This is a genomic window from Roseateles sp. FW305-36 (assembly GCF_058787015.1).
Genome location: NZ_JBYSZK010000010.1, coordinates 1 through 21,436 on the forward strand (window position 1 = coordinate 1; position 21,436 = coordinate 21,436).

Here is a 21,436-nt window from a genome sequence, read left to right on the forward strand (position 1 = left end):
CTGCAGATTGACGATTCGCACCATCAATCTTGGCGCCTCGGCGCCGGGGCCAGAAGGTGGGAAGTCCCTTCGTATTCCATCGAGAGGACGTCTTACGGCTGGCTTCGCCATCCGCAAGCCGCCTCTCATGTCAAACGTTATGGCTCAAGGATGAATCGCGTCGCAGCTGTCTTTGCTATTTCCATTTTTGTTGCGTCGTCAAGTAAGGCGCTTGAGATCGTCTGCCCCGAAAAGATTCTGACCACGCAGAGGCTGGATAAGCAGGAGGCAGGATGGCAGGATTTCGTGAGACCGGATGGCGACGGGCGGATCGCTACGTATTCGTATGCGTCTGGCATCTCCATCTATTCCGACGATCCAAAGAAGATCATTGAGTTGAAGCCTGACAGCGAATCGGCACGCGATCCAAGTTGGAGCTTTACAAAGGCGCCTCCCGGAACTCCGCCGCTATACATGGCGTGCCACTATTTCGAAACTCGATTCCAGTTCACCAGAGCGCTTCCAGCGAACGTCAAGAAATGCACCGCCAAGCGTGGCGGAATTCTTCAATGCGATGAATACAAGCCATAACCATTTGGTCAAGCGGACCTGCGCCAGCTACGCTGGCTGGTCCGCTTACCGCGAACGTTAGACAGCACTAAATGACCACCGAGTTGCAATCCCTTTTCTCCGAGATCGAACGTGTCCGGGCTGACGGGGCGCTTGTATTGCTCAAATGGGATAGCGAGCGCAATGTCAGGCGCTGCACTGTTGTCGTCACGCGTGGCGACACTGACTATGTGTGGCGCAAAGACTCTGATGACATCGCAGGCACTGCTGTCGAAGCACTCTCAGCGTATTGGGCAGCCCATGCGGCAAGTGCTGTCTAACCCGTCATTGCAGCCGACCCTGGCCGGCTGCGCCGTCCGGTCGGCTGAACTCCAACGTTGAACAGCAGCAATGCGGCTAGGCACAGTTGCCATCGGTACAGGAATTCTGGTTGCGCTCGGCGGCTGTGATGCCGGCTGCGGCAACGACGTCGCATCAACCATTGAATCGCCTCGCGGCGGTCACGTTGCCGTGATCTTCAATCGCAATTGCGGCGCGACGACTGGCTTTAACACGCAACTCTCGGTTCTGGCGAAAGGTGACGCAGTGCCCAAAGAAGCGGGGAACACTTTCATTGCCGACGGCTCGCTGGCGCTAAAAGTTCGATGGGTTTCTGAGTCCCAGCTTGTAGTCGCCGGCGTGCAAGGCGCAAAGATCTTCAAGCAAGAGAAACTCGCAAACGGGGTTGTGGTCTCGTATGAATGAAGCGCTGCTGTTCAACCCTACGCTGCAGCGGACGGCTTCGCCGTCCGCTGAGCTTGCACGTTAGACCTCAATGAACGTTACGCTGCGCCCGGCCACTGCTGCAGATGCACCACGGGTGGCGAGCCTGCTGATCGATACGCGCTCCGCCTTCATGCCCTATGCCCCGTCCGCCCATACGGACTCAGAAGTACGCGATTGGGTCGGAGCACACTTGGTCCCATCGGGTGGTGTCACAGTAGCTGAAATCGGGGGCAAGGTAGTGGCCGCAATGGCCGCCGAGAAAGCTGAAGCGCTGTCGTGGATCACGCAAATGGCAGTCGAACCAACACTTGTTGGTCAAGGCATCGGCTCCGTGCTCTTGGCGCATGCCATGTGCACATTGCCGCTTCCAATTCGTTTGTACACATTTCAGGCCAATAGCGGCGCACGCCGGTTCTACGAGCGGCACGGATTCAAGGTAGTCGAGCTCACCGATGGGAAAGCCAATGAGGAGCGTTGTCCGGATGTGCTGCTGGAGTTCAAAGGGCCAAACTTCACTTACCGAGGTCGGCATTGAGGACGAGCTCTGACAAGTCGGTTGAAACCGACACCCAACGGCAAGGTTCGGCGACGGGTGTGGTCAATCGTGGGCCCCAGGGTGCCTCGCCGTTGTACGCCCCTCACCTCCAATGTCAGCTTGCATGGGGGGCCAAGTGAGCGAATCGCTGCTGATCTGGGGCATCGTCTTTGGGTCGGTGGGCCTGGGCTACTTCGTCTACGGAAAGAAGCAACGTGCCGTGGTCCCGCTTCTCTGCGGCATGGCGCTCATGGTGGTGCCGTACTTCGTGTCGAGCTCATGGCTGCTGGTGGGCCTGGGCGTCGCCATTGCAGCGATTCCCTACTTTTTGAGAGCCTGAGCCCCCTGCATCGGTCTCCGAGGCGCGCCCGATGTCAAACGTCAATCGCCGCGAGGCCAGTCCAGCAGCCCGCCAACCCGGAGTCGATTCTTTGCCATGGGACTTCTGACCTTCAGCCTCAACCTCACCCTGGACGGCTGCGTCGATCACCAGGAAGGCATCGCCGACGACGAGACGCATGCCTTCTTCACCCGCCTCATGGACGAGAGCGGCGCGATGCTGTGGGGCCGCGTCACTTACGAGATGATGGAGAGCTACTGGCCGGCCGTCGCGCGCGGCGAGGTGGAGGCGCCACCGGCGATGCACGAGTGGGCGGCCAAGCTGGAGGCCAAGCCGAAATATGTGGTGTCCTCGACGCGCAAGGACTTCCCGTGGACGAACAGCCACTCCATCGCCGGCGACCTGCGCTCGGGCGTCCAGAGGCTCAAGGATGCGACCCCCGACGGCGTGCTCCTGGGCAGCGGCAGGCTGGCGACCGAACTGGACCGGTTGGATCTGATCGACGAGTACCGGTTCCTCGTCCACCCTCGTATCGCCGGTCACGGCCCGACGCTGTACGAGAGTGGCTTGCCCGTCACGCGGCGCCTTGAGTTGATTTCGGCGAAGTCGCTGGGCAACGGCGCGGTCGCCATGCACTACCGGCGCGCACGCTAGCATTCCACTGCCCCTCTGCCACGCCGCCGACATGCCCATGTCCAGGATGCCGCCGCTCGCCGTCGCGCGCTCAGAAATGCAGGCCGGCGGCGTCGGCCCCCATGGCATCGGCAATCAGCCGCATGTCGTGGTCGCCGATGGCAAACAGCCCGAAGCGGAAGGAATAACCCCAGCGAGCGCGGTCCTGGATGAACTCGAAGTGGTCGAGTAGCGGCACGATCGGGGCTTCGTGGGCGGGAAGGTAGTCCACGTCCTTGCGGAAGGGCACGAAGCCGTCGCCCATGTCGAAGGCGTAGGGATCGCCGGGCCTGACCAGGCCGATCGACACGAAGGACTGCAGCTTGTCGCTACCGCCCATGGTGAGGGTGGGCGAGTAGTAGGCAACGCGGTCGCCGGGCTTGACGCGGCGCAGCGGGGCGACCTTGCCGTGGCAGACCTGCATATAGCCGGCGTCGGCCTGCGCACAGCCGCGGCGCGCATGGGTGGCGCTGGCCACGGCAATCCAGTTGCCGCGCCGCGGCGCGGTCGTGATGGGGAGTGCCGGTTCTGCCCACAGGCTGGCCTGCGCCAGGGCGTTTGCTGCTGCCATGCTCATGCTCCTCGGGTGAGGTCGCCATGATGGCCGGGCGGACAGCAACGGTTTGTCAGCAGGACTGCGGGGTCTCGGCGCGGCGCATGCGCTTTGTGCCGGCGGCCAGACCCAGGCCTAGCAGCGTCAGCGTGACGCTTGCCGGCTCGGGCAGCGCCCCGATGCCAAACGTCAGAGTGCCGCTGACCCATTGCCCTTCGGCCACGCCGGCGGCGAAGTCCTTGAAGGCCTCGCTGAACTCGATGCGCAGCAGGCCATCGGCGCCGACGGCGACGCCATAGGCCGACAGGTCCAGGGAGCCGCTGTAGCTGCCGTCACCGCTGAAGAAGTCGGTGCCGCCGGGTGTGAAGGTCAGCAGATTGCTGCCGCTGGAGTCGCCGAAGCTGACCTGCATCTCGGCCAGCGCGCTGGGCGAGAAGGCATCCAGTTCCAGGGCCCAGTCCAGCGAAGTCAACAGCGCGTTGGCGCCGACGTCGATGAGCCAGACGACATTGCCCGCCTCGCCCTGCAGATTGATGCTCTGGGCGCCGCTGACGTCGACGGCGACCGGGTTGGCGATGGCCGTGAGGCTGGCGAAGGCGAGGGCGGCCGCTGCGGCCAGTTGGTGGAACTTCTTCATCTTCATGGCTGTTGCTTTCATTGGGCGGCGGCGGGGCGGGCGACGAAGACGACGGCGGTGCGGGCCGGCACATTGAAGCTGCCGGTCGTGCTGTCGAAGCTGGCCTGCCTGGCGCGCGAGTCGACAGCGCCGGCGGCCTGGTGCACCGGGTGCAGTTCCAGCGCGTGGCCGGCCAGGGTGGGCAGGGTCAGCTGCTTGGCGTTCTTGTCGACGTTGATCAGGTAGACGAGTTCATCGAAGTTGGCGCCCGGGTAGCCGACGCCGTTCAGGCGGCCGACCAGCACCGTGGCTTCCTGGTTGGAGCCGGTGTTCAGGAAGCTCAGGCGCGCCTTGATGTCCTCGGCCGTGCGCAGGCGCAGCAGGGTGCTGCTCTTGCGGATGCGCAGCAGGTCACGGAAGGCGTCGCGCGTCCAGGCGATGTCGTTGGGGTGGGGCTTGATCAGCGGGTTGGTCAACAGCGGGCGGGCGTAGTTCCAGTTGTCGCCGTTGTCGCGCGAGGGCGGCAGGCCGACGCCGAAGTTGTTGTCCTGGTAGCTCCAGTCCAGGCGGTTGAACCAGTCGCCGCTGTCGTAGCTGTTCTTGTCGAGCGATTTGCTGCGCAGCGTGTCCACGCCGGCGTGGAAGTAGGCCACGCCCTGGCTGAAGGCATTGATGGCGCTGGCCAGGATCTGCACGCGGGCGCGGTCTTCCTTGCTGGTGCCGGTGGGCAGGCGGAAGGCGTTGTTGTCGAACAGGGTCAGGTTGTCGTGGTTCTCCACGTAGTTGACGACCTCGCCCGGCTCCAGTACCCAGCCGGCCGGGATGCCGCCGACGTCGATCTGGTCCAGGCGCAGGTTGGCGTCCCAGCTGGTCTGCATCTGGAAGCTGCGGATGGAGCCCGCCAGCGAAGCCTTGATGCGGTCGGCCTGCCACATCAGCTCGCCGCGGCTCTGGCCGTTGGCGTTGGCATTGGGGTCGTAGAAGAAGCCGTTCACATAGCCCTGGTTGGCGACGACGGCATTCCCGGAATCGCAGCAGCCACCGCCGCGCACGGCGTCGCGGATGATGGGGTTGAAGCTGCCGATGCCGGAGCCGTTCAGCGACAGCATCTCGGCCTGCACGAAGCGCGCGCCATTGGCCACTTCGCCGAAGTTCCAGCCCTCGCCGAGGATCTGCACCTTGCGGCCGGCGGCGGCCTCGACGCGGGCCTTCAGCGCCTCGATGACCGAGCGCGGATGGTGGCCCATGATGTCGAAGCGCAGCGAGCTGATGCGGTAGTCGCGCGTCCAGGTGACGGCCGAGTCGATCATCAGCTTGCCCATCATCAGGTTCTCGGCCGCGGTGTTCTCGCAGCAGGTCGAGCGCTCGATGCCGCCGGTGGCGTTGAGGCGGTAGTAGTAGCCGGGCACGACCTTGTCGAGCACCGAGTTGGTGTTCTGTCCCGACGAGGTGGTGTGGTTGAACACCACGTCCATGCCGACGCGCAGGCCCGCCGCATTCAGCGACTGCACCATGCGGCGGAACTCGAGGACGCGGGCCAGCGGGTCGTTGGCATTGCTGGAGTAGCTGCCTTCGGGCGTGCTGAACTGCAGCGGGTCGTAGCCCCAGTTGAAGCAGTCGGTGCCGGCGGTGGCGGCCACCGTCGCTTGCTGGGAGTCGCTGTCCGGCGCGCCGCTGGGCGACGGCGTCGTGCAGCTCTTCTCGTTGACGCTGGCGATGTCGAAGACCGGCAGCAGATGCACGTCGGTCAGGCCGGCGGCGGCCAGGCCGGCGAGGTGCTTCATGCCGTTGGACTGGCGCTCGGTGAAGGCCAGGTATTTGCCACGCTCGGCGGCGGGCACCGTCATGTCGTTGATGGAGAAATCGCGGACGTGCAGCTCGTAGATGCTGAGGTCCGACGGTGCGTTCACCGTGGCGGGCGGCGCGCTCTGGTCCCAGCCATTGGGCTTGGTGGCCTGGGCCTGCAGGTCCATGACGACGCTCTGCTGGCTGCCCAGGGTGAGGCCCAGGGAATAGGGGTCGGTGACGAGGTTCTTGACCAGGCCCGTGCCCTTGACGAAGACCTGCACCTGGTAGCGGTAGCTGGCGCCCTGCAGATGGCCCTGCTTGCTCAGGCTCCAGACGCCGGTGGCGGCGTCGCGGGTCATCGCGTCGGTCGTCGTGCGGGTCAGGCCCGAGTTGCCCAGGGACTGGGTCAGCACCAGGGACACGGCCTGGGCGGTCGGCGCCCACAGCTTGAAGCTGGTGTTGCCGTTGCTGGCGACGGCGCCGAGGTCGGGCACGTTGGTGGCGGCGGCGTAGAGGTCGTCCAGCGCGCCGGCGATCTGGGCCGTCGTCGCGTTCTGCACCTTGCCGTTGGCGTCTTCCTGCACGAGCACGAGCTGCTGCTGGTGCAGGGTGGGCAGGCGGGCGATGTCGGCGGTGCGCACATTGAAGACGGTGCCGCTGGCCACGTACTTGAAGCGCAGCGCATCGGCGGGCGGCACATTGCCCGTGAAGGCGTCGAGCGTGATGTAGCCGTCGGCGCCCTGCACGGAGGCGTCCAGGCCGACGCTGATCTGGCCGGTGGCCGAGTAGTAGAGGCGCACCGGGCTGCTCGTCGCGATGCGCGGCCACTTGACCAGGCTCTTGTTCAGCCACACGGCGCGGGCGTCGGTGCTGGAGACCGAGCGCAGGTCGGGCGGCGCGTTGTAGACGGTGGCATCGCGCTCCACCAGCCAGATCTGGCCGACCTGGTTCTGGATGTTCAGCGCGGCGTATTCGACATGGATGTTGTCGTTGCGGCCGTCCTTGTCGTTCTCGTTGGGCGGCATGCCGTGGATGATGAATTCCAGGCTCTTGCGATTGACGTCGCCCTGCGGGTTCAGCACGGGGATGTCGAACACCACCTCGCCGTCACCGACCGTGTAGCCGGCCATGGCACTCAGCGGCACGGGCTGGCCCCAGTTCTCGATGTTCACGCCGGCGGGCAGGGCCGGGGCGTTCAGGCCGCTGCCGTTCCACAGGTGCAGGCCCCAGGCGCTGTAGCCGCCGTCGAAGCGCTTGTAGTGCACGCGCAGGGTCTTGATGTCCGGCGCCGGCAGCAGTGTGGGGTTGCTGGCGTAGTTGGTGCTGTCGCCCTGCAGGCGCCAGATCTCGTTGGCGCCGGACTGCAAGGCGTAGCTTTGGTCGGCGCCGCCGTTGTCCTTGTTGTCGCCGTTGTGGAACAGGAAGCCGACCGTGCCGGTGCCCGAGGCCAGCGGCACGTCGTAGTAGGCGCCGAAGTCATCGCTGCCGCCGCTGTTCCAGCCGCCGTTCCAGTTCGGGCTCTGGGCGGCATTCCAGGTGTGGATCTGCCAACCGGCGTAGTCGCCGGCCGAGCGGCGGTAGTGCACGCGCAGCGAGGTGGCCGGCGTCCCCGGAGTGGCCGCCGCGGCAATCTTGGCGCGCAGTGTCGGGGCCGCACCCGGCACGGCGGCCAGCAGTTCGGTGCCGCTGTCGTCCACCGCGGCGCTGCTGACGCTGCTCATGGCGGCGGGGGCTGCGGCGCTGCCGCCTCCGCAGCCGCCGAGCAGCGCCATCGCGCCGATTGCCAAGCCCGTGATCGCCCGACGCATCTGCCGCGTCCAGCCTGCCCATGCCTTCATGTCCGTGCACTCCTTTGAAGTGTGTGGATGCTATTGAAGTAAAACTACATCAGGAAGCTGGTGGAATCCCGAGGAGAAGTTCACGAATTGTCTCTCGCCGTTCGCGATCTCTCTGGGATATTTGGCTGCGGATTTGACTGGTTCGTAGTTTTATTTCATTCTTGATTTAGACACTGCCTGGATCGACGGGCGTTGTGACTGCTGCCAATTTCGTGAGGATGACTCACGACATCAGTGCAGCGCAGGACTAAGCTTCAGACAGGAGACCGCAACCAGAGCAGGAGACACTGCCATGAACAAGATCCGCGTCCTGTGCGCCGCCATGGCCGTGGCGGCCGGCCTGAGCGGCTGCGCCGTCGAGACCAAGGCGCCGCCGAGCACCGACGTCTTCGTCGACACGGCCTTCAAGCCGCCCAGCGTGAAGATCGATCCGCAGGAGGCCCTGGCCCTGAGCCCGGCGATGAAGCGATTCGCCGAGACCGAGATGGCCAGCGAGATCCGCAACAAGGGCCTGCGCGACGGCCTCATCGACGCCCTCTACACCAAGGGCCGGCTGCAGCTCGACTACGACGCCGAGGTGACGCGGACCGCTGCCGAGGCCTTCGAGGCCCGGCGCGGCAACTGCATGTCGCTGGTGCTGATGACGGCCGCCTTTGCCCGGCACCTGAACATGCCGGTGCGCTTCAACAGCGTCTTTCTCGAGGAAAGCTGGACCCGCTCCCACAACATCTTCTTCGTCGCCGGCCACGTCAACATCAGCCTGGCCCGACCGCTGGCCGTCGGGCGGGCCACCGTCTTCGGTGATCCCGAGTTGCTGACCATCGACTTCCTGCCGCCCGACGAGGTGCGCGGCCACCGCGGCCGCGTCATCGACGAGTCCACCATCCTCGCGATGTTCCTGAACAACCGCGCCGCCGAGGCGCTGACGGTGGGCCAGGTGGACGATGCCTACTGGTGGGCGCGCGCCGCCATCCAGACCGATGCGCGCTGGCTGTCGGCCTACAACACCCTGGCCGTGCTCTACCGCCGCAAGGGGCTGATGGACCGCGCCGAAGCCACGTTGCGCCTGGTGCTGGAGCGCGAGCCGCTCAATACCCAGGCCATGTCCAACCTGATCCTGGTGCTCAGCGACACCGGTCGCCGCCAGGAGGCCGAGGTCTACGCCAACCAGCTCGCCCAGATCCAGCCGGTGCCGCCGTACAAGTTCTTCGACGAGGGGCTGGCGGCCATGCGGGTGGGCGAGTACGCCGTCGCCAAGCAGCTCTTCCGCAAGGAGGTGGCGCGTGCGGCCTATGTGCCCGAGTTCCACTTCTGGCTGGGCCTGGCCAACTACGGCATGGGCGATGTGTCGGGGGCGCGCGGCGAGATCGCGAAGGCGCTGGAGAACAGCGCCACCGTCAGGGACCGCGAGATGTATGGCGCCAAGCTGGCCTGGCTCAACGAGATGCGCGAGCAGCAGCGCCAGCAGCGGATTCCGCTGCGCGGAGCAGCGGGGTCCTAGGCCCGGCCCCTGCCGGGTCAGATCGGCCCGGCCCGTGCCGGGTCAGATCGGCGGGAGCCCGTGCCGGGCTCGGGCCCGCGCGCAGGCCTCGTCGCCAATGCCCATGGGCGCGCGTTCGCCGAACTCGCGGCAGGGCGAGGGCCGCCATTCGTGGATGCCGCAGCTGGCCTTCACGCCCACCTGGCCGGTGAAGGCGGCGCAGCGCGGCTGGGCGTGGTCGGTGCCGCGCATGCGCACCAGGCGGCCGGTCAGTTCCACCGCCAGTCCGTCGGGCACGCGGCCGCCTTCACTGTCCAGCTCGCTGCGGTCGAAATCGACTCGGAAACTTGCACAGCAGGCGCCGCAGCTCAAACAGGGGTTGTCACTCATCCAGCCAGTGTAGGCAGCGGTGAGACACTGGGCCGATCCCGGCTCATCCCTGCCCACCATGCGCGCATTTCTAGGCACTCTCCTGATGCTGGCTGCGGCCGCGGCCCACGCTGGCGATCTGACCGTCACCGTGCTGGACCGCAACGGCAAGCCGCTGGCCGATGCCGTCGTGCTGGTCGACAGCGCCGTGCAGGGGCCGCGGCCCGCCATGGTCATGGAGGCGACGATCACGCAGGAGAAGCTGCGCTTCGTACCCACGGTCAGCGTCGTCGGCCTGGGCGCCAAGGTGAGCTTCAGCAATCTCGACACCTGGGACCATCACGTCATCCTCGGCCTGATGGGCGCGGGCGGTGTCTACGTCGATCCGGGCCAGAACACCCAGTTCCGCCTCGCCGGCCGTGTCGGCACCAAGCCGCCGGCCAGCGACAGCAAGGTGCTGAACCAGCCCGGCGCCTATCTGCTGGGCTGCCATATCCACGGCTCGATGCGTGGCCACATCTACGTGGCCGACACGCCCTGGGCCAAGCTCGGTGGCGAGGATGGCAAAACCGTCATGCAGGGCCTGCCGGAAGGTCCGGCCAAGGTGCGCATCTGGCACCCGGACCAGCTCGTCGACGGTGCGCCGACGGAGGTGAAGATCGCGGCCACCGGCAATGCCGTCACGATCACCACGCAGATCGCCCCGGCGCGCAAGAAGCGGCCGGCGGGTGATCCTTACTTTGGGGGCTAGTGGGCGAAGGGGTTCGCGGTCGCGAACCACAGCCCGACACCGGTGGCGATGATGAAGGCGCCGTCGGTGACGCCCACCGCCAGGAAGAACTTGGTCTGCAGCGCGGGCGCCAGCTCGGGCTGGCGCGCCATGCCTTCGAGCAGCTTCATGCTGGCCAGGCCGATGCCCAGGCAGGAGCCGAAAGCGGGAATGCCGATCAGCAGGGCGACGGCGAGGGGCAGGACGTCGAAGGCAGGCATCTTGAGTACTCCTTGTGTGTTGGCAACAGGGAGTCTGGCCGCGTCATGGCGGCGCGTCGATGACCTCGGACGTCATTGAGTTCAGCGACCGTTTCAGGTCAACTGGAGGCTTCTTTCCGCGCTAACTCGCAGCCGGTTCTCGCACCACGGTGACGGTGCAATCCGACTCGGCCACCACCTGGCCCGACACGCTGCCCAGATAGCGCCGCAGGGCCGATGCGCCCCGCGCGCCCATGACGATGTGGTCCACGCCGTTGCGGTGGGCGAAGTCGATGATGGCGCCGGCCGGATCGGGCGCCTCCAGCACGTGGAAGGTGAGCCGGCCGTCGTCCAGGTCCAGCGCCTTGCTGATGGGGCGCGCCCAGTGCTTGAGCGCGATGAGCTGCTTCACATGCAGGCTCTGGCCATGCTGGTCGGTCAGCTCGTCGATGCCGATGCGGTTCACGCGCATGACGGACACGCAGGCCAGGCGCGCGCCGGCCTCGGTCTGCACGATGCGGCGCACGGTCTCGCAGAGCTGAGCCAGCAGTTCCGGGGTCGCGTTGTCGACGTCGACGGCCGCCATGACGATGGGGCTGCGCGCCAGCTGCTGGCCGGCCGGCGCAGCGGGCGCGGGTTCGGCGCCGAGCGCAAAGAACCAGCGCTTGAGCCGCCGCATGCCGCCGCTGACCTGCAGCTTTTCGGCGCGCGCTGTCAGCGCCACGCCGCCCGGCTCGCGCAGGTCCAGGGCCAGCTGGGCAGCGCTCTGGTAGCGGCGTTCGGGCTTGACTTCCAGGCAGTGCAGGATGATTTCCTGCAGCCAGGCCGGCAGCTCCGGCCGGATGGCGCGTGGCGGCATGGGCTCGACGAAGAGGCGGCGGCGCAGGCCGCGCACCGAGTTCGGCTGACCGAAGGGGCGCTCGCCGGTGGCCAGGTGGTAGAGCATGACGCCCAGCGCGAACAGGTCGCTGCGCGGATCGTTGCGAACGAACTGCACCTGCTCCGGGCTCATGTAAGGGCCCGTGCCCATGGGCAGGGTGAACTCCTCTTCCAGCAGGTCGGGCAGCAGTTCGTGGCGGCTCAGGCCGAAGTCGACGAGCACGGCCGTGCCGTCGGGGCGGAACATGATGTTGCTGGGCTTGATGTCCAGGTGCACCACATGCTGGCGGTGCAAGGCCGCCAAGGCCGTGGCGACGCGGGCGCCGATGTCGGCCACCTGCTCGACCGCCAGCGGGGCTTCGTCCAGCAGCGGCCGCAGCGTGTCGCCGGGAATGCGCTCCATGACGATGAAGGCCTGGCGCGTCCAGTCACCACGGGCGATATAGCGCGGCACATGGGGGCCGCTCAGTTGCGGCATCAGCATCTGCTCGACCTCGAAGCCGACGATGGTCGCGGGGTCCTCGCCACCCTTGATGCGCGGCACCTTCATCAGCAGCTCGAAGCCGTCGTCACTGCCATCGGCCCGGCTGACCTGCCAGAGATTGGCCATGCCACCCTGGTGCAGCCGCGCTTCCAGCCGGAAGCCGTCCAGCACCTGGCCGGCCTCGAGGGGGGCGGGCGGAGCGGCGGGCGAGGGGGTCGTCATCACTCGCCGCGGGTGAGGCGCTTGGCCAGGCGCTCGGCGATCAGCGGCGGCAACTCGGTCGCGCGCAGCGCCGCGACGGCCGCGTCGACGTCATAGGCCACGCGCTGGAAGGTGATGCGGGAATCGTCCAGGTCGGACTTGCCCGGGTCCAGCAGCGCGTAGCAGGCCGCCGGGTTGCCATCGCGCGGCTGCCCGCAGGAGCCGGGGATGACCAGCCACTGGCGGTGGGCCGGCAGCGGCATGGGCACGCCGGCCACCGGCCGGAAGTCGCCCGCCTTGCCGGTGCCCGACAGGTGGAAGAGCATGGGCTCGTGCATATGGCCGCAGACCTGGACGCGCGCCGGGCTGGCATGCAGGCTCTTCACCGCTTCGGCGCGGCCCTGGACGTACTCCCAACCCTTGGGATCGAAGGCATTGGCATGCACGAACAGGCAATGTCCCGGCTCGCCATGGGCCTGCAGCGGCAGACGGGCCAGGAAGCGCAACTGGTCCTCGTTCAGCTGGGCGCGTGTCCAGTCGATGACGGCGCGGGCGTCGGGGTGCATGCCCGGGTTGCTGCCGTTGGCCACCGCCTCGTCGTGGTTGCCCTGCACGGCGATGGCGCCGTCGGCGGCCAGGGCCATGACCTGGTCGATCACCCAGGCCGGGTCGGGGCCGTAGCCGACGAAGTCGCCCAGCAGTGCGTAGCGCGTGGCGCCTTGGGCGCGGGCGTCCGCCAGGACGGCCTCGAAGGCCTGCCGGTTGGCGTGAATGTCGGTGATGAAAGCCCAGCGCATGGGGCGCAGCTTGCCACGAAGCGCTGACGCCGGGCCGACACGCGTTCAGAGGCTTGCCAGGTCGGGCCGGATGCGCGCAAGCGCGTCGAGCAGTTGGCGGGCCGCGGCCGGGTCGCGCTGTGCCAGGGCTTGCGCAATGCGGCGCAGGGGTTCCGCGGCGGGCTGGAAGTCGGGGCTCAGGCGCAGCACGGCCAGCAGCGGCGGGCCGACGCGGGCCAGCATGACGGCGGGGTCGGCGCTGGGCGTCGTGCGCCGGCCCAGGTCCAGATAGGCGTTGCGGGCGTGGGCGTAGGCGGTCAGGCGTGAGGCGACGGCAGCGTCGGGCTGGGCGAGCAGGGTGCTGGCGTCGACATTCAGCTGGCCCAGCAGATCCAGCAGCCGGTCGCGCGGCGCCGAGTCGGGCGCGTAGGTGATGCGCGGTGCGCGGTAGGCCACCCAGGGGCGGTCGTCGGTGTTGAGCGGCGCGTCGGCGGCGAAATGCCTGAGGGCGGTGGCGTCGGCGATGAAGCTGCCGAGCACGGAGAAGTCGTCCGCCAGGCCGAACTGCGCCGCCAGTCCGGGCAGGGTGTGGGGCTGGAAGCGTGTGGCGCCGGCACGGCCGACGAGACCGAGGGTCGGCGTGTCCAGGCTGTTGCTGGCAAGGATGGCGGTGCCATCGGGAAAGGCCTGCAGAAAGGCAGCGGTGATGCTGCGCAGCGTGTCGAGGTCGAGCTGGTGCAGCGGCAGCCACTGGCAGAACAGGCCGTCGGCCGCGAGGCGCTCGCGCACGGCGCGGAAATGCTCGACCGTGTAGAGGGCGCCCGAGCCGCTGCGCGCGGGATGGAAGTTGTCGGAGACGATGACGTCGTAGCGCTGCGAGGTCGTGCGTACATAGCGGCGTGCGTCCGCGGCCAGCAGATGGGGGCGTGGGCCCTCGCCGAGCGCGGAGCGGAACAGGGCCGAGGCCTCGATGACCTCGGGCAGCAGTTCGACGGCATGCACCGTCACGCCCGGCAGGCGCGCGGCCACGCCCGAAGTGATGCCGGAGCCGACGCCGAGGAAGAGAGCGCGCCGGGGCGCCGGGTGCAGCAGCAGCGGCAGCAGGGCCTGGCGGCCATCGACGAGAACCGTGGCGCTGCTGCCTTCCTGCTGGCGGTTGTTGATGCGCAGGCGCGCGACGCCGGCCTCGTCCTCGACGACGCTGACGGCGGCCATGGTGCCGTCGCGGTAGCTCAGCAGGCGGGCGCCCTCGGGCAGGTCGACGAAGGCCAGGGGCGGGGCGAACAGGGCGAGCGCGGCCGTTGTCCCCGCGGGCAGCCACCAGGTCGCGCGGCGCCAGGCCGGCATCAGCAACAGGTACCCGGCGGCGACGAGCAGCAGCGCCAGCTTGGGGCCGAGAGCCGAGGCCAGCATGACGCCGAAGACCGGCGCGGCTGCCATCGCGCCCAGGGTGTTGACGCCCAGGGCAAGGCTGAAGGGAAGGCCGGCTTCGGCCGCGTCGGCGCTGAGCTGACAGAAGAGGGCGCCCATCAGCAGCGTCGGCAGCGCGAAGACCGCGACCGCCAGCAAGGCTTCGGTGGCCAGGGCGGTGGTGAAGGTCTCGGGTTGCAGGGCTTGCTTGATGGCATCGGCGCCCCACAGCGCGGCCATGCCCAACAGGCAGCTGAAGGCCAGCGCCTGCAGCAGGCGCGGCGTGTTGCGCAGCCAGGCCCAGCGCGCAAAGGCCGTGGCGCCCAGGGCACTGCCGGCGAGGTAGACGGCCAGCAGCAGGGCGAAGGTGTAGACCGTGTCCTCGGCGACCTGGCTGAGCACGCGTACGGCCAGCACTTCATAGGCGATGCCGAGCAGGCCGGTGGCCGCGAGCATCCACAGCGGGCGATTCGACCGCCAGGGACCGAGAGCCGGCATGGCGCGGGCCTGCAGCGCGATGCCGGCCAGCAACGCACAGCCGAGGTTGAGCACGACGCAAAGACCGGCGCTCGCCGTCAGCCCCCAGGCCGGGATCAGCCAGAAGGCCGTGGCCAGCACACCGACGACGGCGCCCAGGGTGTTGGCGGCATAGAGCGGCGCGACGCTGGCCGTGCTCAGGCGCGCCATGGCCGGCAGCGTTGCACCCATGGCGACCGTGGCCGGCAGCAGCAGCAGGAAGCTCGCACTGAAGGCGATGTACCAATGCCAGAGCGGCGTGGCGTCGGGTCCGATCAACTGCAGGGCTGCGTTGCCGGCGATCGGCATCGCCAGCATGAGCACAGCGCCCCACAGGCCGATCAGCGTTTCACAGCCGGCGTACCAGCGCAGCGGCTTGGCGCTCGCCTCGATGCGCTTGCCAAGCAGCAGGGCGCCCAGCGACAACCCGCCGAAGAAGGCCGCGACGACGGCCAGCACGGCCGCGGATTCATGGCCGAGGACGAGGCCGAACTGTTGGGTCCAGACGATCTGATAGCCCAGACCGGCAAAGCCGGACGCGGCCATCAACAGCAGGGCAAGGGCTTTCAACCGGAGAAGCTCAGCGTGTAGCCCCAGCTTTCCAACTTCGTCGGAATGGCGTTGAAGGCCAGGCTGATGCGCCGCCCGCCGGCATTGGGCGGTACGGCGTGCATCAGGTAGCTGGGGAACAACACCATGTCGCCCGGCGCCGGCGACGGGCTGATCCATTTCTCGGCGTTGTAGGGGCCGGTGACGACGCCGGCGTGGTCGTTCTTCAGCGCGAAGTCATGGCCGCCCGGCGACTTCATGAAGACGGTGCGCGCGGAGTCGTGCGTCTCGGTCAGGTAGACCACGCCGGAGGCAAAGCTGTTGGCATGGTTGTGCATGGCCTGGCGGCCGCCGGTGTCCAGCACATTGACCCACATCTCCTTGATGGCCCAGCCCAGGTTCTCACCGAAGAGATGACGGCCGAACTCGGCGATCCTGGGCGTGATGAGGGCGGCGGCCTGCACCAGCAGTGGGCTGTCCGAAGGCTGCAGCATGCGCGTGTGGGACAGCGCGTCGGAGCTGTTGTTGGCCTCGAGGGCGCGGGTCAGGAAGTGGTCGATCAGGGCGCTGACCAAAGGTAGCGGCAGCACACCGGTCGAGCGCTGCACCGGTGTCGGGAACAGGCCGATGACTTCGTCTGTCATGCGATGAGCGCGGCCACGCGCAGCCAGGACCAGTAGGCCGCGACGGCGCCGATCATGTAGAGCAGCACGGCACGGGCGCGCTGCAGGGCCGGCCAGCGGCTGGTGAGCTGCCACAGGCACCAGCAGGCCGCCACCGTCATCAGCTGGCCGAGTTCGACGCCGACGTTGAAGGTCAGCAGGGCGACCAGCAGGTGGTTCTCGGGCAGGCCGATTTCCTTCAGCGCGCCGGCAAAGCCCAGGCCGTGCACCAGGCCGAACAGGAAGGCAACGAGAGCGGGCCAGCGGCGCGCCAGGGTTTCGCGCTTGTGCAGGGCCTCGCCGGCCACCAGCACGATGGACAGGGCGATGCTGGCCTCCACCGGCGCCGAGCGCAGCGTCAGCCAGCCCAGCGCGCTGCAGGCCAGCGTCAGGCTGTGGGCGGCCGTGAAGGCAGTGATGGTCCACACCAGGCGACGCTGGAAGCCGACCAGAAAGAGCAGGCTGATGACGAAGAGCAGGTGGTCGATGCCGCCGAGAATGTGCTCGACGCCCAGCAGCGTGTAGGCGCTGGCGATCTCGCCCATGCCGCGCGGGTCGTTGGCGGCGCCGTAGAGCTGCACCGTCGGCTGGGCCTTGGTGAGCGTGTAGACGCGGCTCTCGCCGTCCAGCCAGAAGACCTTGACCAGGGCCGCCGAATAGCGCTCGCCCACGCCCTGCACCGTCAGGCTGCCCGACAAGCCCTGGGCACCGCAACGCAGCACGGTGGCGTCGGCGATGCAGCCCTCGGGCCAGACGGGCGTCAGGTCCTGGGCGATGGGGCGCTTCTCGCCGGCCATCCACTGCCACAGGAATTCGCCGCGCCGGGTCTCGCGCAACTGCATCTCGGCCATGCTCATCTCGTGGGCCATGGCAGGCAAGCTTGCGGCCACCGCAAGCAGCCAGATCAGCAGGCGCTTCATTTCGAGGAAGCCTCGACCTTGATCGAGTACTTCTTGGCCAACGCCGCAACAGCGGCGCTGCGCTGCTCGGACAGGGTCGCGTCGGTCCAGTCCTGCTGCACGACATTGCGCAACGCTTCGAAGCCGGCGGGCTTGGCGCCATTGGCGGCATCCAGGCGCACGGCACGCCAACCCTCGCGGCTTTGCAGGGCCAGCCATTGGCCGGGTGTCGCGGCCTCCAGCGCCTTGGCGAAGCCTTCGCCATAGCTCTGCAGCAGATTGCCGTGCGGCCGACCCTTGAAGACGCGCAGGCCGGCCTTGGCATCGCCGGGGGCGCCGTTGTTCAGCGTGTCGACGAAGGCGCGCACGGTGGCCTCGCTGGCCTCTCCGGGCAGCACGGCTTCCTGGAAGTCGAAGCGGGCCGGCTCGTCGTATTTGGCGCGGTGGGCCTCGAACCAGTTGCGCAGGGTCTTCTCTTCGGCCGGCGGCAGTTGGGTGCCGCTGTCGACGACCGACAGGGCCTTGAAGATGACGCGTTCGCGGATGGCGGTGTCACCCTTGTCGAGCTGCAGGGCGAGGCCCTCGCGATAGAGCACCTCGTTGTCCAGCCAGACCTTGCGCAGGGCGGCCATTTCCTCGGCGTTGGGCTCGCGGTTGCGCGTGGCCTTGAAGAGCTGGCGGGCTTCCTCGTCGACTTCGGCGCCGACGACGATCTCGTTGGCATCGCCGGCGCGGCGGTTGATCAGATGGTCGACGCCGAAGAGCAGGGCGCCCATCAGCAGGAAGTGCAGCAGCGGCTCACGGGTCCAGGCCGGCAGAGGCTGGCGTGAGGTCGACTTGAGGGCTAGGGGGGGCAGGACGCTGGACATAGCCTGCCATGCTAGGCAGCGAACAAGACAGAACGACGACAGCGGCTCGGGCCGCGAGGCCCACGCCGCTGTCTTGGGGAGCGCTGCTGCGCTTACTTGACGCCGGCGACCAGGGTCGAGCCGGTCACTTCGACGTAGATCGGGTTGCTGTAGAACCAGAGGTCGGACCAGGCCGCGATGTCATAGGACACCGCCTTCTGGCCGGCGATCGGGTTCGTGGCGCCGGTGGCCGTGGCCAGGTGGGCCGGGCAGCCGTCGATGGTGCCGTTGGCCTGAGTCCAGTTGGCGCCGTTGGCGGGGACATTGCTGCCCACCGTCGTGCAGGGGATGCGCAGCATCGTCGTGTCGTTGGCGTTGGTGTAGACGTCCGACAGCGGGTTGCCGCTGGCATCGGTCTCGTAGGGCACCGAGGCCGGCAGGTTGCTGCCGCGCAGACGCACGTATTGCGAAGCCTGCACCGCGGGGATGCGGAAGCTCATCTTCAGGAAGGTCGTGTTGTCCACGCCCGACTGCACCGTCGTCCACGCCGTGCCGCCGTTGCCGCTGAAGGTCTTCAGGATGGCGGCCGAGGTGTTCTTGGCGGCGGCCGGCACCGAGGCCAGGCCCGTCGTCGTGCCGTCGGTCTTCAGCCAGTTGGTGTTGCGCGGCCATTCACCGGCGTAGTCGGCGGCGCCCGGCGTCTTGTAGCCCGTCACCATGCCGCGGATCACGTCGACATGGTCCAGCACCGGCTGGTTGATCGGCTGGTTGATGCCGACCTGGGCCAGTGACGGGTTGGGGAAGCTGTAGGGCGCGAAGTTGGTGCCGTCCGGGTCGCGCAGCACGACGGCGACGACGATCTCGGCGCCCGGGCGGACGACGAGCTTTTCGCCCATGGTGGCGCAGCCGGCGGTGTCGATGTCGGTGGCCTTGGTGGCGGCGGCCACGGCCAGGGCTTCGACGGCCGCGTTGGAGCGGGCGCCCGGGCCGGCGTAGGAGGCGCAGGCGACGAAGGCCAGGCGGTCGATCAACTGGCCGGTGGACGACCAGACGTTGCCCGTGCGCAGGCCGTCGACGATGGTCTGCGGGCGCAGCTTGTCGGCGCCGTTGCGCACCATCACATGGGTGCGCTGGTATTCGCCGGGGTAGAAGTCCTGGCTGGAGCGGCGGTCGTCCGGACCGAAGCTGCCGCGGTTGTGCCAGTCGGAACTGGCGAAGAACCACCAGTTGCGGCCTTCGCCGAGCAGGGCGTCCCAGACACCGCCGACCTGGCCGGCATAGACGCCGGTGCCGCCGAAGGTGGTGCCGCCGACGGAGTCCGTCAGCACGCCGGCGATGTTGTTGCGCTTGACCTGGTATTCGCCGCGGTTGTTGGCCGCGCCGTGGCCCGGCTGCGACTCGAAGCCGAAGGCGACGTTGGGCGCGGCGTTGTTGAAGTTGCGCAGATGCTCGATGTTGTAGCCGTTGTTGCCATCGGCATTGAAGGGGCCGGCGCGCTCCAGGTGGGCGGGCACGTAGTAGCTGCCGGTGGGATGGAACTTGGCCATCCACTTCAGCGCCTCGACGGTCTTCAGATGGCCCTTGGTGCCGGTGCCGGCGCCGCCGGGTTGCAGCAGTTTCTGGCCCGTGGCGTTCCAGCCCAGCGTGGCGGAGGTGGAGTCGGCGCTGTCGGGGTTGCTGCAATCCCAGTTGTTGCCGACGTTGGAGCCGGTCACGTTGCCGCGGCTCAGATCGGTGTCGCCGCGGTCGAAGCAGTAGGACCACTTGGCCAGTGCCGTGGCATTGCCGGTGGCGGTGTAGCCGGGCGTGTTGGGCAGCGTGATGGTGTCGATGGCCGTGGGCATCTGGCCGGTGATGACGGACATGGACGAGTGCTCGTGGCCGGCGACGACGGACTCCAGGCCGATGAAGAGCGGCAGGTTCTTCTGCACCGACAGGTATTCGAGCACCGGGTACTGGTACTCCTGGATGGACTGCCAGCGCCACATATTGCCGTTGCCGCCGACGCCACCGCCGTTGCCCTTCAGGTTGGCGGCGCCGATGCTGTTGGACCAGGTCGTCGTCGGGCCCTGGCCGGCCACATAGGGGTAGGCCGGCGTGGACAGCGTGGCGTCCTCGACCAGCGTGCAATTGCGGTTGCCGTTGCCGCCGTGGCCGGCCTGCACGAACCAGTCCAGACCCCAGGGCGTGTCGGTCTTGTCGGTGACCTTCTTCACCAGCTTCTGCATGGAGATCGAGCCGTCCGAGCAGGTGGTGTGGTTGTGGAAGTCGCCGGACACGTATTTGCCGGCGGCCTTGCCGGCGGCCGAGGCCACGGTCGGGGCGATGACGACGGCGCTGCCGAGGGCCGCGAGGGCGGCCAAGGCGATCTGGCTCTTGGTGAAGAAGTGGGTCATGGAAGCGGCTCCAGGAGGAAATGGGGGAGGGCTAAAACGGGGCGGATGCTAGGAAGTGGTCGTGACCCTGCCGTGACGGCATCGCGACGTTTTCCAGCCCTTCAGCGCAGGCCGGAGAAGTCGACGTTGAGCGTGGCGTTGACCGGCTCGGCGAACTCGAACAGCAGGCGCAGCGGGTAGCTGCGGCCGATCTGCAGGGGTTGCTGCAGGTCGAGCAGCTCCAGGTGCAGGCCGTCCTCTGTCAGCGTCAGCGTCTCGCCTTCGCGGATGGGCAGGGACAGGCCTTGCGCCGTCGCGGGCGCACCGGGGCCGGCCAGTCGAACGCCCGCGGCCACCGGGGTCTCGACGCCGATCAGCCGGTCAGCACGCTGCACCTCGTCGAAGCGCATGCACAGCTTCGCCGTGTCGGCATCGACCCGGGTGGAGCGGGTCCAGGGGTGCCAGATGCGCAGATGGCTGCTGAAGAACTCGCAGGCCCGGGCCGGGCGGGCGAGTCCGAAATAGGCGGCGCTGGCGGAGAGCAGCAGATGGCGGCGGGGCAGGGCGACGGCAGACATGGGCCGGGACCATCGCAGCGGTCGATGAAGCGGCCGTGAAACCCCCGCGAATGAAGGGTGTGTCTTCAGGCGGGCAAATCTTCACGCGGCTGTCGTGAACGACAACCACACTGCGCCCCGACGTTTTCAGCCAACCCCTGCTGCCTGGAGTGCCTTCATGAAACTTTCCGCCTTCGTCTCTGCCCTGGGCCTGTCCCTGTCGCTGTCGGCGCCCGCTTTTGCAGCGACGCAGTTCCTCGTCGACTTCGAGAAGACCTGGAGCTACGGCGAGGCCGTGGACAACGCCTACGCCGCCTCCGGCGTCGTGTTCAGCAACATGGTGGGTCTGTCCAACGACCCCAGCTTCAGCTACTACGGCAACGCGCCGTCGCCGCTGGGCGTGGGCTTTGCGCAGCTGGACGGTGTGGTCAACACCGCGGCCTACATGAACGTCGCTGCCGGCGTGGGCGGCGAGCTCGACTTCTTCTATGCCAGCCCGAGCGCCATCACCGGCGCCATCAAGGCCTACTCCGGCCTGAACGGCACCGGCACGCTGCTGGGCGTCTTCGACCTGGCCGCCAACACCGGCGACGCCTATGACAGCTGGACCGCCGCGAGCTTCCAGTTCAGCGGCCGTGCGCTGTCCTTCGACTTCACCGGTGCAGCCAACGTGGCGGCCTTCGACAACATCTCGGCCGTGCCGGAACCCGGCCAGCTGGCGCTGCTGCTGGCCGCCGGCGGCGGCATGCTGGTCGCGAGCCGCCGCAACCGTCGCGGCTGAGTTCCTTCAGCCAAAGGAAAAGCCG

General features: G+C 67.8%; 22 protein-coding genes. 9 read left to right on the forward strand and 13 right to left on the reverse strand.

Annotation, left to right across the window (positions count from 1 at the left end; genetic code table 11):
- From AC3WOE_RS18580 to AC3WOE_RS18605, 6 genes are all read left to right on the forward strand, one after another.
- The coding region (locus tag AC3WOE_RS18580; protein ID WP_492692522.1) for an STY0301 family protein at positions 1-570 on the forward strand (570 nt) is incomplete at its 5' end.
- A gap of 71 nt (positions 571-641) precedes the next feature.
- Positions 642-869, forward strand: a complete 228-nt coding sequence (locus AC3WOE_RS18585) for a hypothetical protein (protein ID WP_492692524.1) — start codon at positions 642-644, stop codon at positions 867-869.
- 70 nt (positions 870-939) lie between these two features.
- Positions 940-1,293 carry a hypothetical protein gene (locus AC3WOE_RS18590; protein ID WP_492692526.1) on the forward strand — a complete coding sequence of 118 codons (354 nt, stop codon included), beginning with the start codon at positions 940-942 and terminating at the stop codon, positions 1,291-1,293.
- A gap of 70 nt (positions 1,294-1,363) precedes the next feature.
- Positions 1,364-1,849 (forward strand): GNAT family N-acetyltransferase, encoded by a 486-nt coding sequence (locus AC3WOE_RS18595; RefSeq protein WP_492692527.1) that lies wholly within the window; start codon positions 1,364-1,366, stop codon positions 1,847-1,849.
- A gap of 136 nt (positions 1,850-1,985) precedes the next feature.
- Positions 1,986-2,189, forward strand: a complete 204-nt coding sequence (locus AC3WOE_RS18600; protein ID WP_492692528.1) for a hypothetical protein — start codon at positions 1,986-1,988, stop codon at positions 2,187-2,189.
- Between the two features lie 96 nt (positions 2,190-2,285).
- A complete protein-coding gene (locus tag AC3WOE_RS18605; protein ID WP_492692529.1) occupies positions 2,286-2,843 on the forward strand; it encodes a dihydrofolate reductase family protein in 558 nt (185 codons plus the stop codon).
- A gap of 70 nt (positions 2,844-2,913) precedes the next feature.
- Here AC3WOE_RS18605 and AC3WOE_RS18610 read toward each other — a convergent pair whose 3' ends face one another.
- The 3 genes from AC3WOE_RS18610 to pulA are packed head-to-tail and all read right to left on the reverse strand — an operon-like array spanning position 2,914 to position 7,656.
- Entirely contained in the window at positions 2,914-3,432 is a 519-nt protein-coding gene (locus tag AC3WOE_RS18610) for an EVE domain-containing protein (protein ID WP_492692531.1), read from the reverse strand.
- A gap of 55 nt (positions 3,433-3,487) precedes the next feature.
- Positions 3,488-4,057 carry a PEP-CTERM sorting domain-containing protein gene (locus AC3WOE_RS18615; protein WP_492692532.1) on the reverse strand — a complete coding sequence of 190 codons (570 nt, stop codon included), beginning with the start codon at positions 4,055-4,057 and terminating at the stop codon, positions 3,488-3,490.
- Between the two features lie 11 nt (positions 4,058-4,068).
- Positions 4,069-7,656, reverse strand: coding sequence for a pullulanase-type alpha-1,6-glucosidase (gene pulA / locus AC3WOE_RS18620; protein ID WP_492692533.1), 3,588 nt, complete (start codon positions 7,654-7,656; stop codon positions 4,069-4,071).
- 292 nt (positions 7,657-7,948) lie between these two features.
- Between pulA and AC3WOE_RS18625 the strand changes: the two genes are divergently transcribed.
- The gene (locus tag AC3WOE_RS18625) at positions 7,949-9,157 is read left to right on the forward strand and encodes a tetratricopeptide repeat protein (protein ID WP_492692534.1); all 1,209 of its coding nucleotides are present in this window, start codon (positions 7,949-7,951) and stop codon (positions 9,155-9,157) included.
- 42 nt (positions 9,158-9,199) lie between these two features.
- Here the strand turns inward: AC3WOE_RS18625 and AC3WOE_RS18630 are convergent, their stop codons facing one another.
- Entirely contained in the window at positions 9,200-9,526 is a 327-nt protein-coding gene (locus AC3WOE_RS18630; protein WP_492692536.1) for a YkgJ family cysteine cluster protein, read from the reverse strand.
- 85 nt (positions 9,527-9,611) lie between these two features.
- Here AC3WOE_RS18630 and AC3WOE_RS18635 point away from each other — a divergent pair, with 85 nt between their 5' ends.
- The gene (locus AC3WOE_RS18635; protein WP_492692537.1) at positions 9,612-10,256 is read left to right on the forward strand and encodes a cupredoxin domain-containing protein; all 645 of its coding nucleotides are present in this window, start codon (positions 9,612-9,614) and stop codon (positions 10,254-10,256) included.
- On the opposite strand, the gene atpE is transcribed toward AC3WOE_RS18635, so the two are convergent.
- The 9 genes from atpE to AC3WOE_RS18680 form a co-directional block, all read right to left on the reverse strand.
- Positions 10,253-10,495, reverse strand: a complete 243-nt coding sequence (gene atpE / locus AC3WOE_RS18640) for a F0F1 ATP synthase subunit C (protein WP_439462861.1) — start codon at positions 10,493-10,495, stop codon at positions 10,253-10,255. The genes AC3WOE_RS18635 and atpE overlap by 4 nt on opposite strands.
- Before the next feature lie 121 nt (positions 10,496-10,616).
- A complete protein-coding gene (locus tag AC3WOE_RS18645) occupies positions 10,617-12,059 on the reverse strand; it encodes a protein kinase domain-containing protein (protein ID WP_492692538.1) in 1,443 nt (480 codons plus the stop codon).
- On the reverse strand, positions 12,059-12,835 hold the full coding sequence (locus AC3WOE_RS18650; protein WP_492692540.1) for a metallophosphoesterase family protein: 777 nt from the start codon (positions 12,833-12,835) through the stop codon (positions 12,059-12,061). The genes AC3WOE_RS18645 and AC3WOE_RS18650 overlap by 1 nt, the downstream gene beginning before the upstream one ends.
- 45 nt (positions 12,836-12,880) lie before the next feature.
- The gene (locus tag AC3WOE_RS18655) at positions 12,881-15,310 is read right to left on the reverse strand and encodes a spermine/spermidine synthase domain-containing protein (protein ID WP_492692541.1); all 2,430 of its coding nucleotides are present in this window, start codon (positions 15,308-15,310) and stop codon (positions 12,881-12,883) included.
- Entirely contained in the window at positions 15,307-15,933 is a 627-nt protein-coding gene (locus AC3WOE_RS18660) for a TIGR02466 family protein (protein ID WP_492692543.1), read from the reverse strand. Before AC3WOE_RS18660 ends, AC3WOE_RS18655 begins: the two co-directional genes overlap by 4 nt.
- Complete coding sequence (locus tag AC3WOE_RS18665; RefSeq protein ID WP_492692545.1) at positions 15,930-16,871, reverse strand: HupE/UreJ family protein; 942 nt, start codon at positions 16,869-16,871, stop codon at positions 15,930-15,932. Before AC3WOE_RS18665 ends, AC3WOE_RS18660 begins: the two co-directional genes overlap by 4 nt.
- Complete coding sequence (locus AC3WOE_RS18670) at positions 16,868-17,719, reverse strand: peptidyl-prolyl cis-trans isomerase (RefSeq protein WP_492692547.1); 852 nt, start codon at positions 17,717-17,719, stop codon at positions 16,868-16,870. The genes AC3WOE_RS18665 and AC3WOE_RS18670 overlap by 4 nt, the downstream gene beginning before the upstream one ends.
- Positions 17,720-17,811: 92 nt before the next feature.
- Positions 17,812-20,094 (reverse strand): hypothetical protein, encoded by a 2,283-nt coding sequence (locus tag AC3WOE_RS18675; RefSeq protein ID WP_492692549.1) that lies wholly within the window; start codon positions 20,092-20,094, stop codon positions 17,812-17,814.
- A 101-nt stretch (positions 20,095-20,195) separates the two neighbouring features.
- The gene (locus AC3WOE_RS18680) at positions 20,196-20,651 is read right to left on the reverse strand and encodes a copper chaperone PCu(A)C (RefSeq protein WP_492692550.1); all 456 of its coding nucleotides are present in this window, start codon (positions 20,649-20,651) and stop codon (positions 20,196-20,198) included.
- Positions 20,652-20,808: 157 nt separating this feature from the next.
- Here AC3WOE_RS18680 and AC3WOE_RS18685 point away from each other — a divergent pair, with 157 nt between their 5' ends.
- Entirely contained in the window at positions 20,809-21,411 is a 603-nt protein-coding gene (locus tag AC3WOE_RS18685; RefSeq protein WP_492692551.1) for a PEP-CTERM sorting domain-containing protein, read from the forward strand.
- The last annotated feature ends 25 nt before the right edge of the window (positions 21,412-21,436 follow it).

What these genes read in the sequence shown, in the direction of transcription:
- AC3WOE_RS18595 (WP_492692527.1), top strand. Translation starts at nt 1,364, where the DNA reads ATGAACGTTACGCTGCGCCCGGCCACTGCTGCAGATGCACCACGGGTG.
- AC3WOE_RS18635 (WP_492692537.1), top strand. Translation starts at nt 9,612, where the DNA reads ATGCTGGCTGCGGCCGCGGCCCACGCTGGCGATCTGACCGTCACCGTG.
- AC3WOE_RS18645 (WP_492692538.1), bottom strand. Translation starts at nt 12,059, where the DNA reads ATGACGACCCCCTCGCCCGCCGCTCCGCCCGCCCCCCTCGAGGCCGGC.
- atpE (WP_439462861.1), bottom strand. Translation starts at nt 10,495, where the DNA reads ATGCCTGCCTTCGACGTCCTGCCCCTCGCCGTCGCCCTGCTGATCGGC.
- pulA (WP_492692533.1), bottom strand. Translation starts at nt 7,656, where the DNA reads ATGAAGGCATGGGCAGGCTGGACGCGGCAGATGCGTCGGGCGATCACG.
- AC3WOE_RS18650 (WP_492692540.1), bottom strand. Translation starts at nt 12,835, where the DNA reads ATGCGCTGGGCTTTCATCACCGACATTCACGCCAACCGGCAGGCCTTC.
- AC3WOE_RS18630 (WP_492692536.1), bottom strand. Translation starts at nt 9,526, where the DNA reads ATGAGTGACAACCCCTGTTTGAGCTGCGGCGCCTGCTGTGCAAGTTTC.
- AC3WOE_RS18680 (WP_492692550.1), bottom strand. Translation starts at nt 20,651, where the DNA reads ATGTCTGCCGTCGCCCTGCCCCGCCGCCATCTGCTGCTCTCCGCCAGC.
- AC3WOE_RS18605 (WP_492692529.1), top strand. Translation starts at nt 2,286, where the DNA reads ATGGGACTTCTGACCTTCAGCCTCAACCTCACCCTGGACGGCTGCGTC.
- AC3WOE_RS18625 (WP_492692534.1), top strand. Translation starts at nt 7,949, where the DNA reads ATGAACAAGATCCGCGTCCTGTGCGCCGCCATGGCCGTGGCGGCCGGC.
- AC3WOE_RS18610 (WP_492692531.1), bottom strand. Translation starts at nt 3,432, where the DNA reads ATGGCAGCAGCAAACGCCCTGGCGCAGGCCAGCCTGTGGGCAGAACCG.
- AC3WOE_RS18590 (WP_492692526.1), top strand. Translation starts at nt 940, where the DNA reads ATGCGGCTAGGCACAGTTGCCATCGGTACAGGAATTCTGGTTGCGCTC.
- AC3WOE_RS18670 (WP_492692547.1), bottom strand. Translation starts at nt 17,719, where the DNA reads ATGTCCAGCGTCCTGCCCCCCCTAGCCCTCAAGTCGACCTCACGCCAG.
- AC3WOE_RS18660 (WP_492692543.1), bottom strand. Translation starts at nt 15,933, where the DNA reads ATGACAGACGAAGTCATCGGCCTGTTCCCGACACCGGTGCAGCGCTCG.
- AC3WOE_RS18665 (WP_492692545.1), bottom strand. Translation starts at nt 16,871, where the DNA reads ATGAAGCGCCTGCTGATCTGGCTGCTTGCGGTGGCCGCAAGCTTGCCT.
- AC3WOE_RS18585 (WP_492692524.1), top strand. Translation starts at nt 642, where the DNA reads ATGACCACCGAGTTGCAATCCCTTTTCTCCGAGATCGAACGTGTCCGG.
- AC3WOE_RS18675 (WP_492692549.1), bottom strand. Translation starts at nt 20,094, where the DNA reads ATGACCCACTTCTTCACCAAGAGCCAGATCGCCTTGGCCGCCCTCGCG.
- AC3WOE_RS18615 (WP_492692532.1), bottom strand. Translation starts at nt 4,057, where the DNA reads ATGAAGATGAAGAAGTTCCACCAACTGGCCGCAGCGGCCGCCCTCGCC.
- AC3WOE_RS18685 (WP_492692551.1), top strand. Translation starts at nt 20,809, where the DNA reads ATGAAACTTTCCGCCTTCGTCTCTGCCCTGGGCCTGTCCCTGTCGCTG.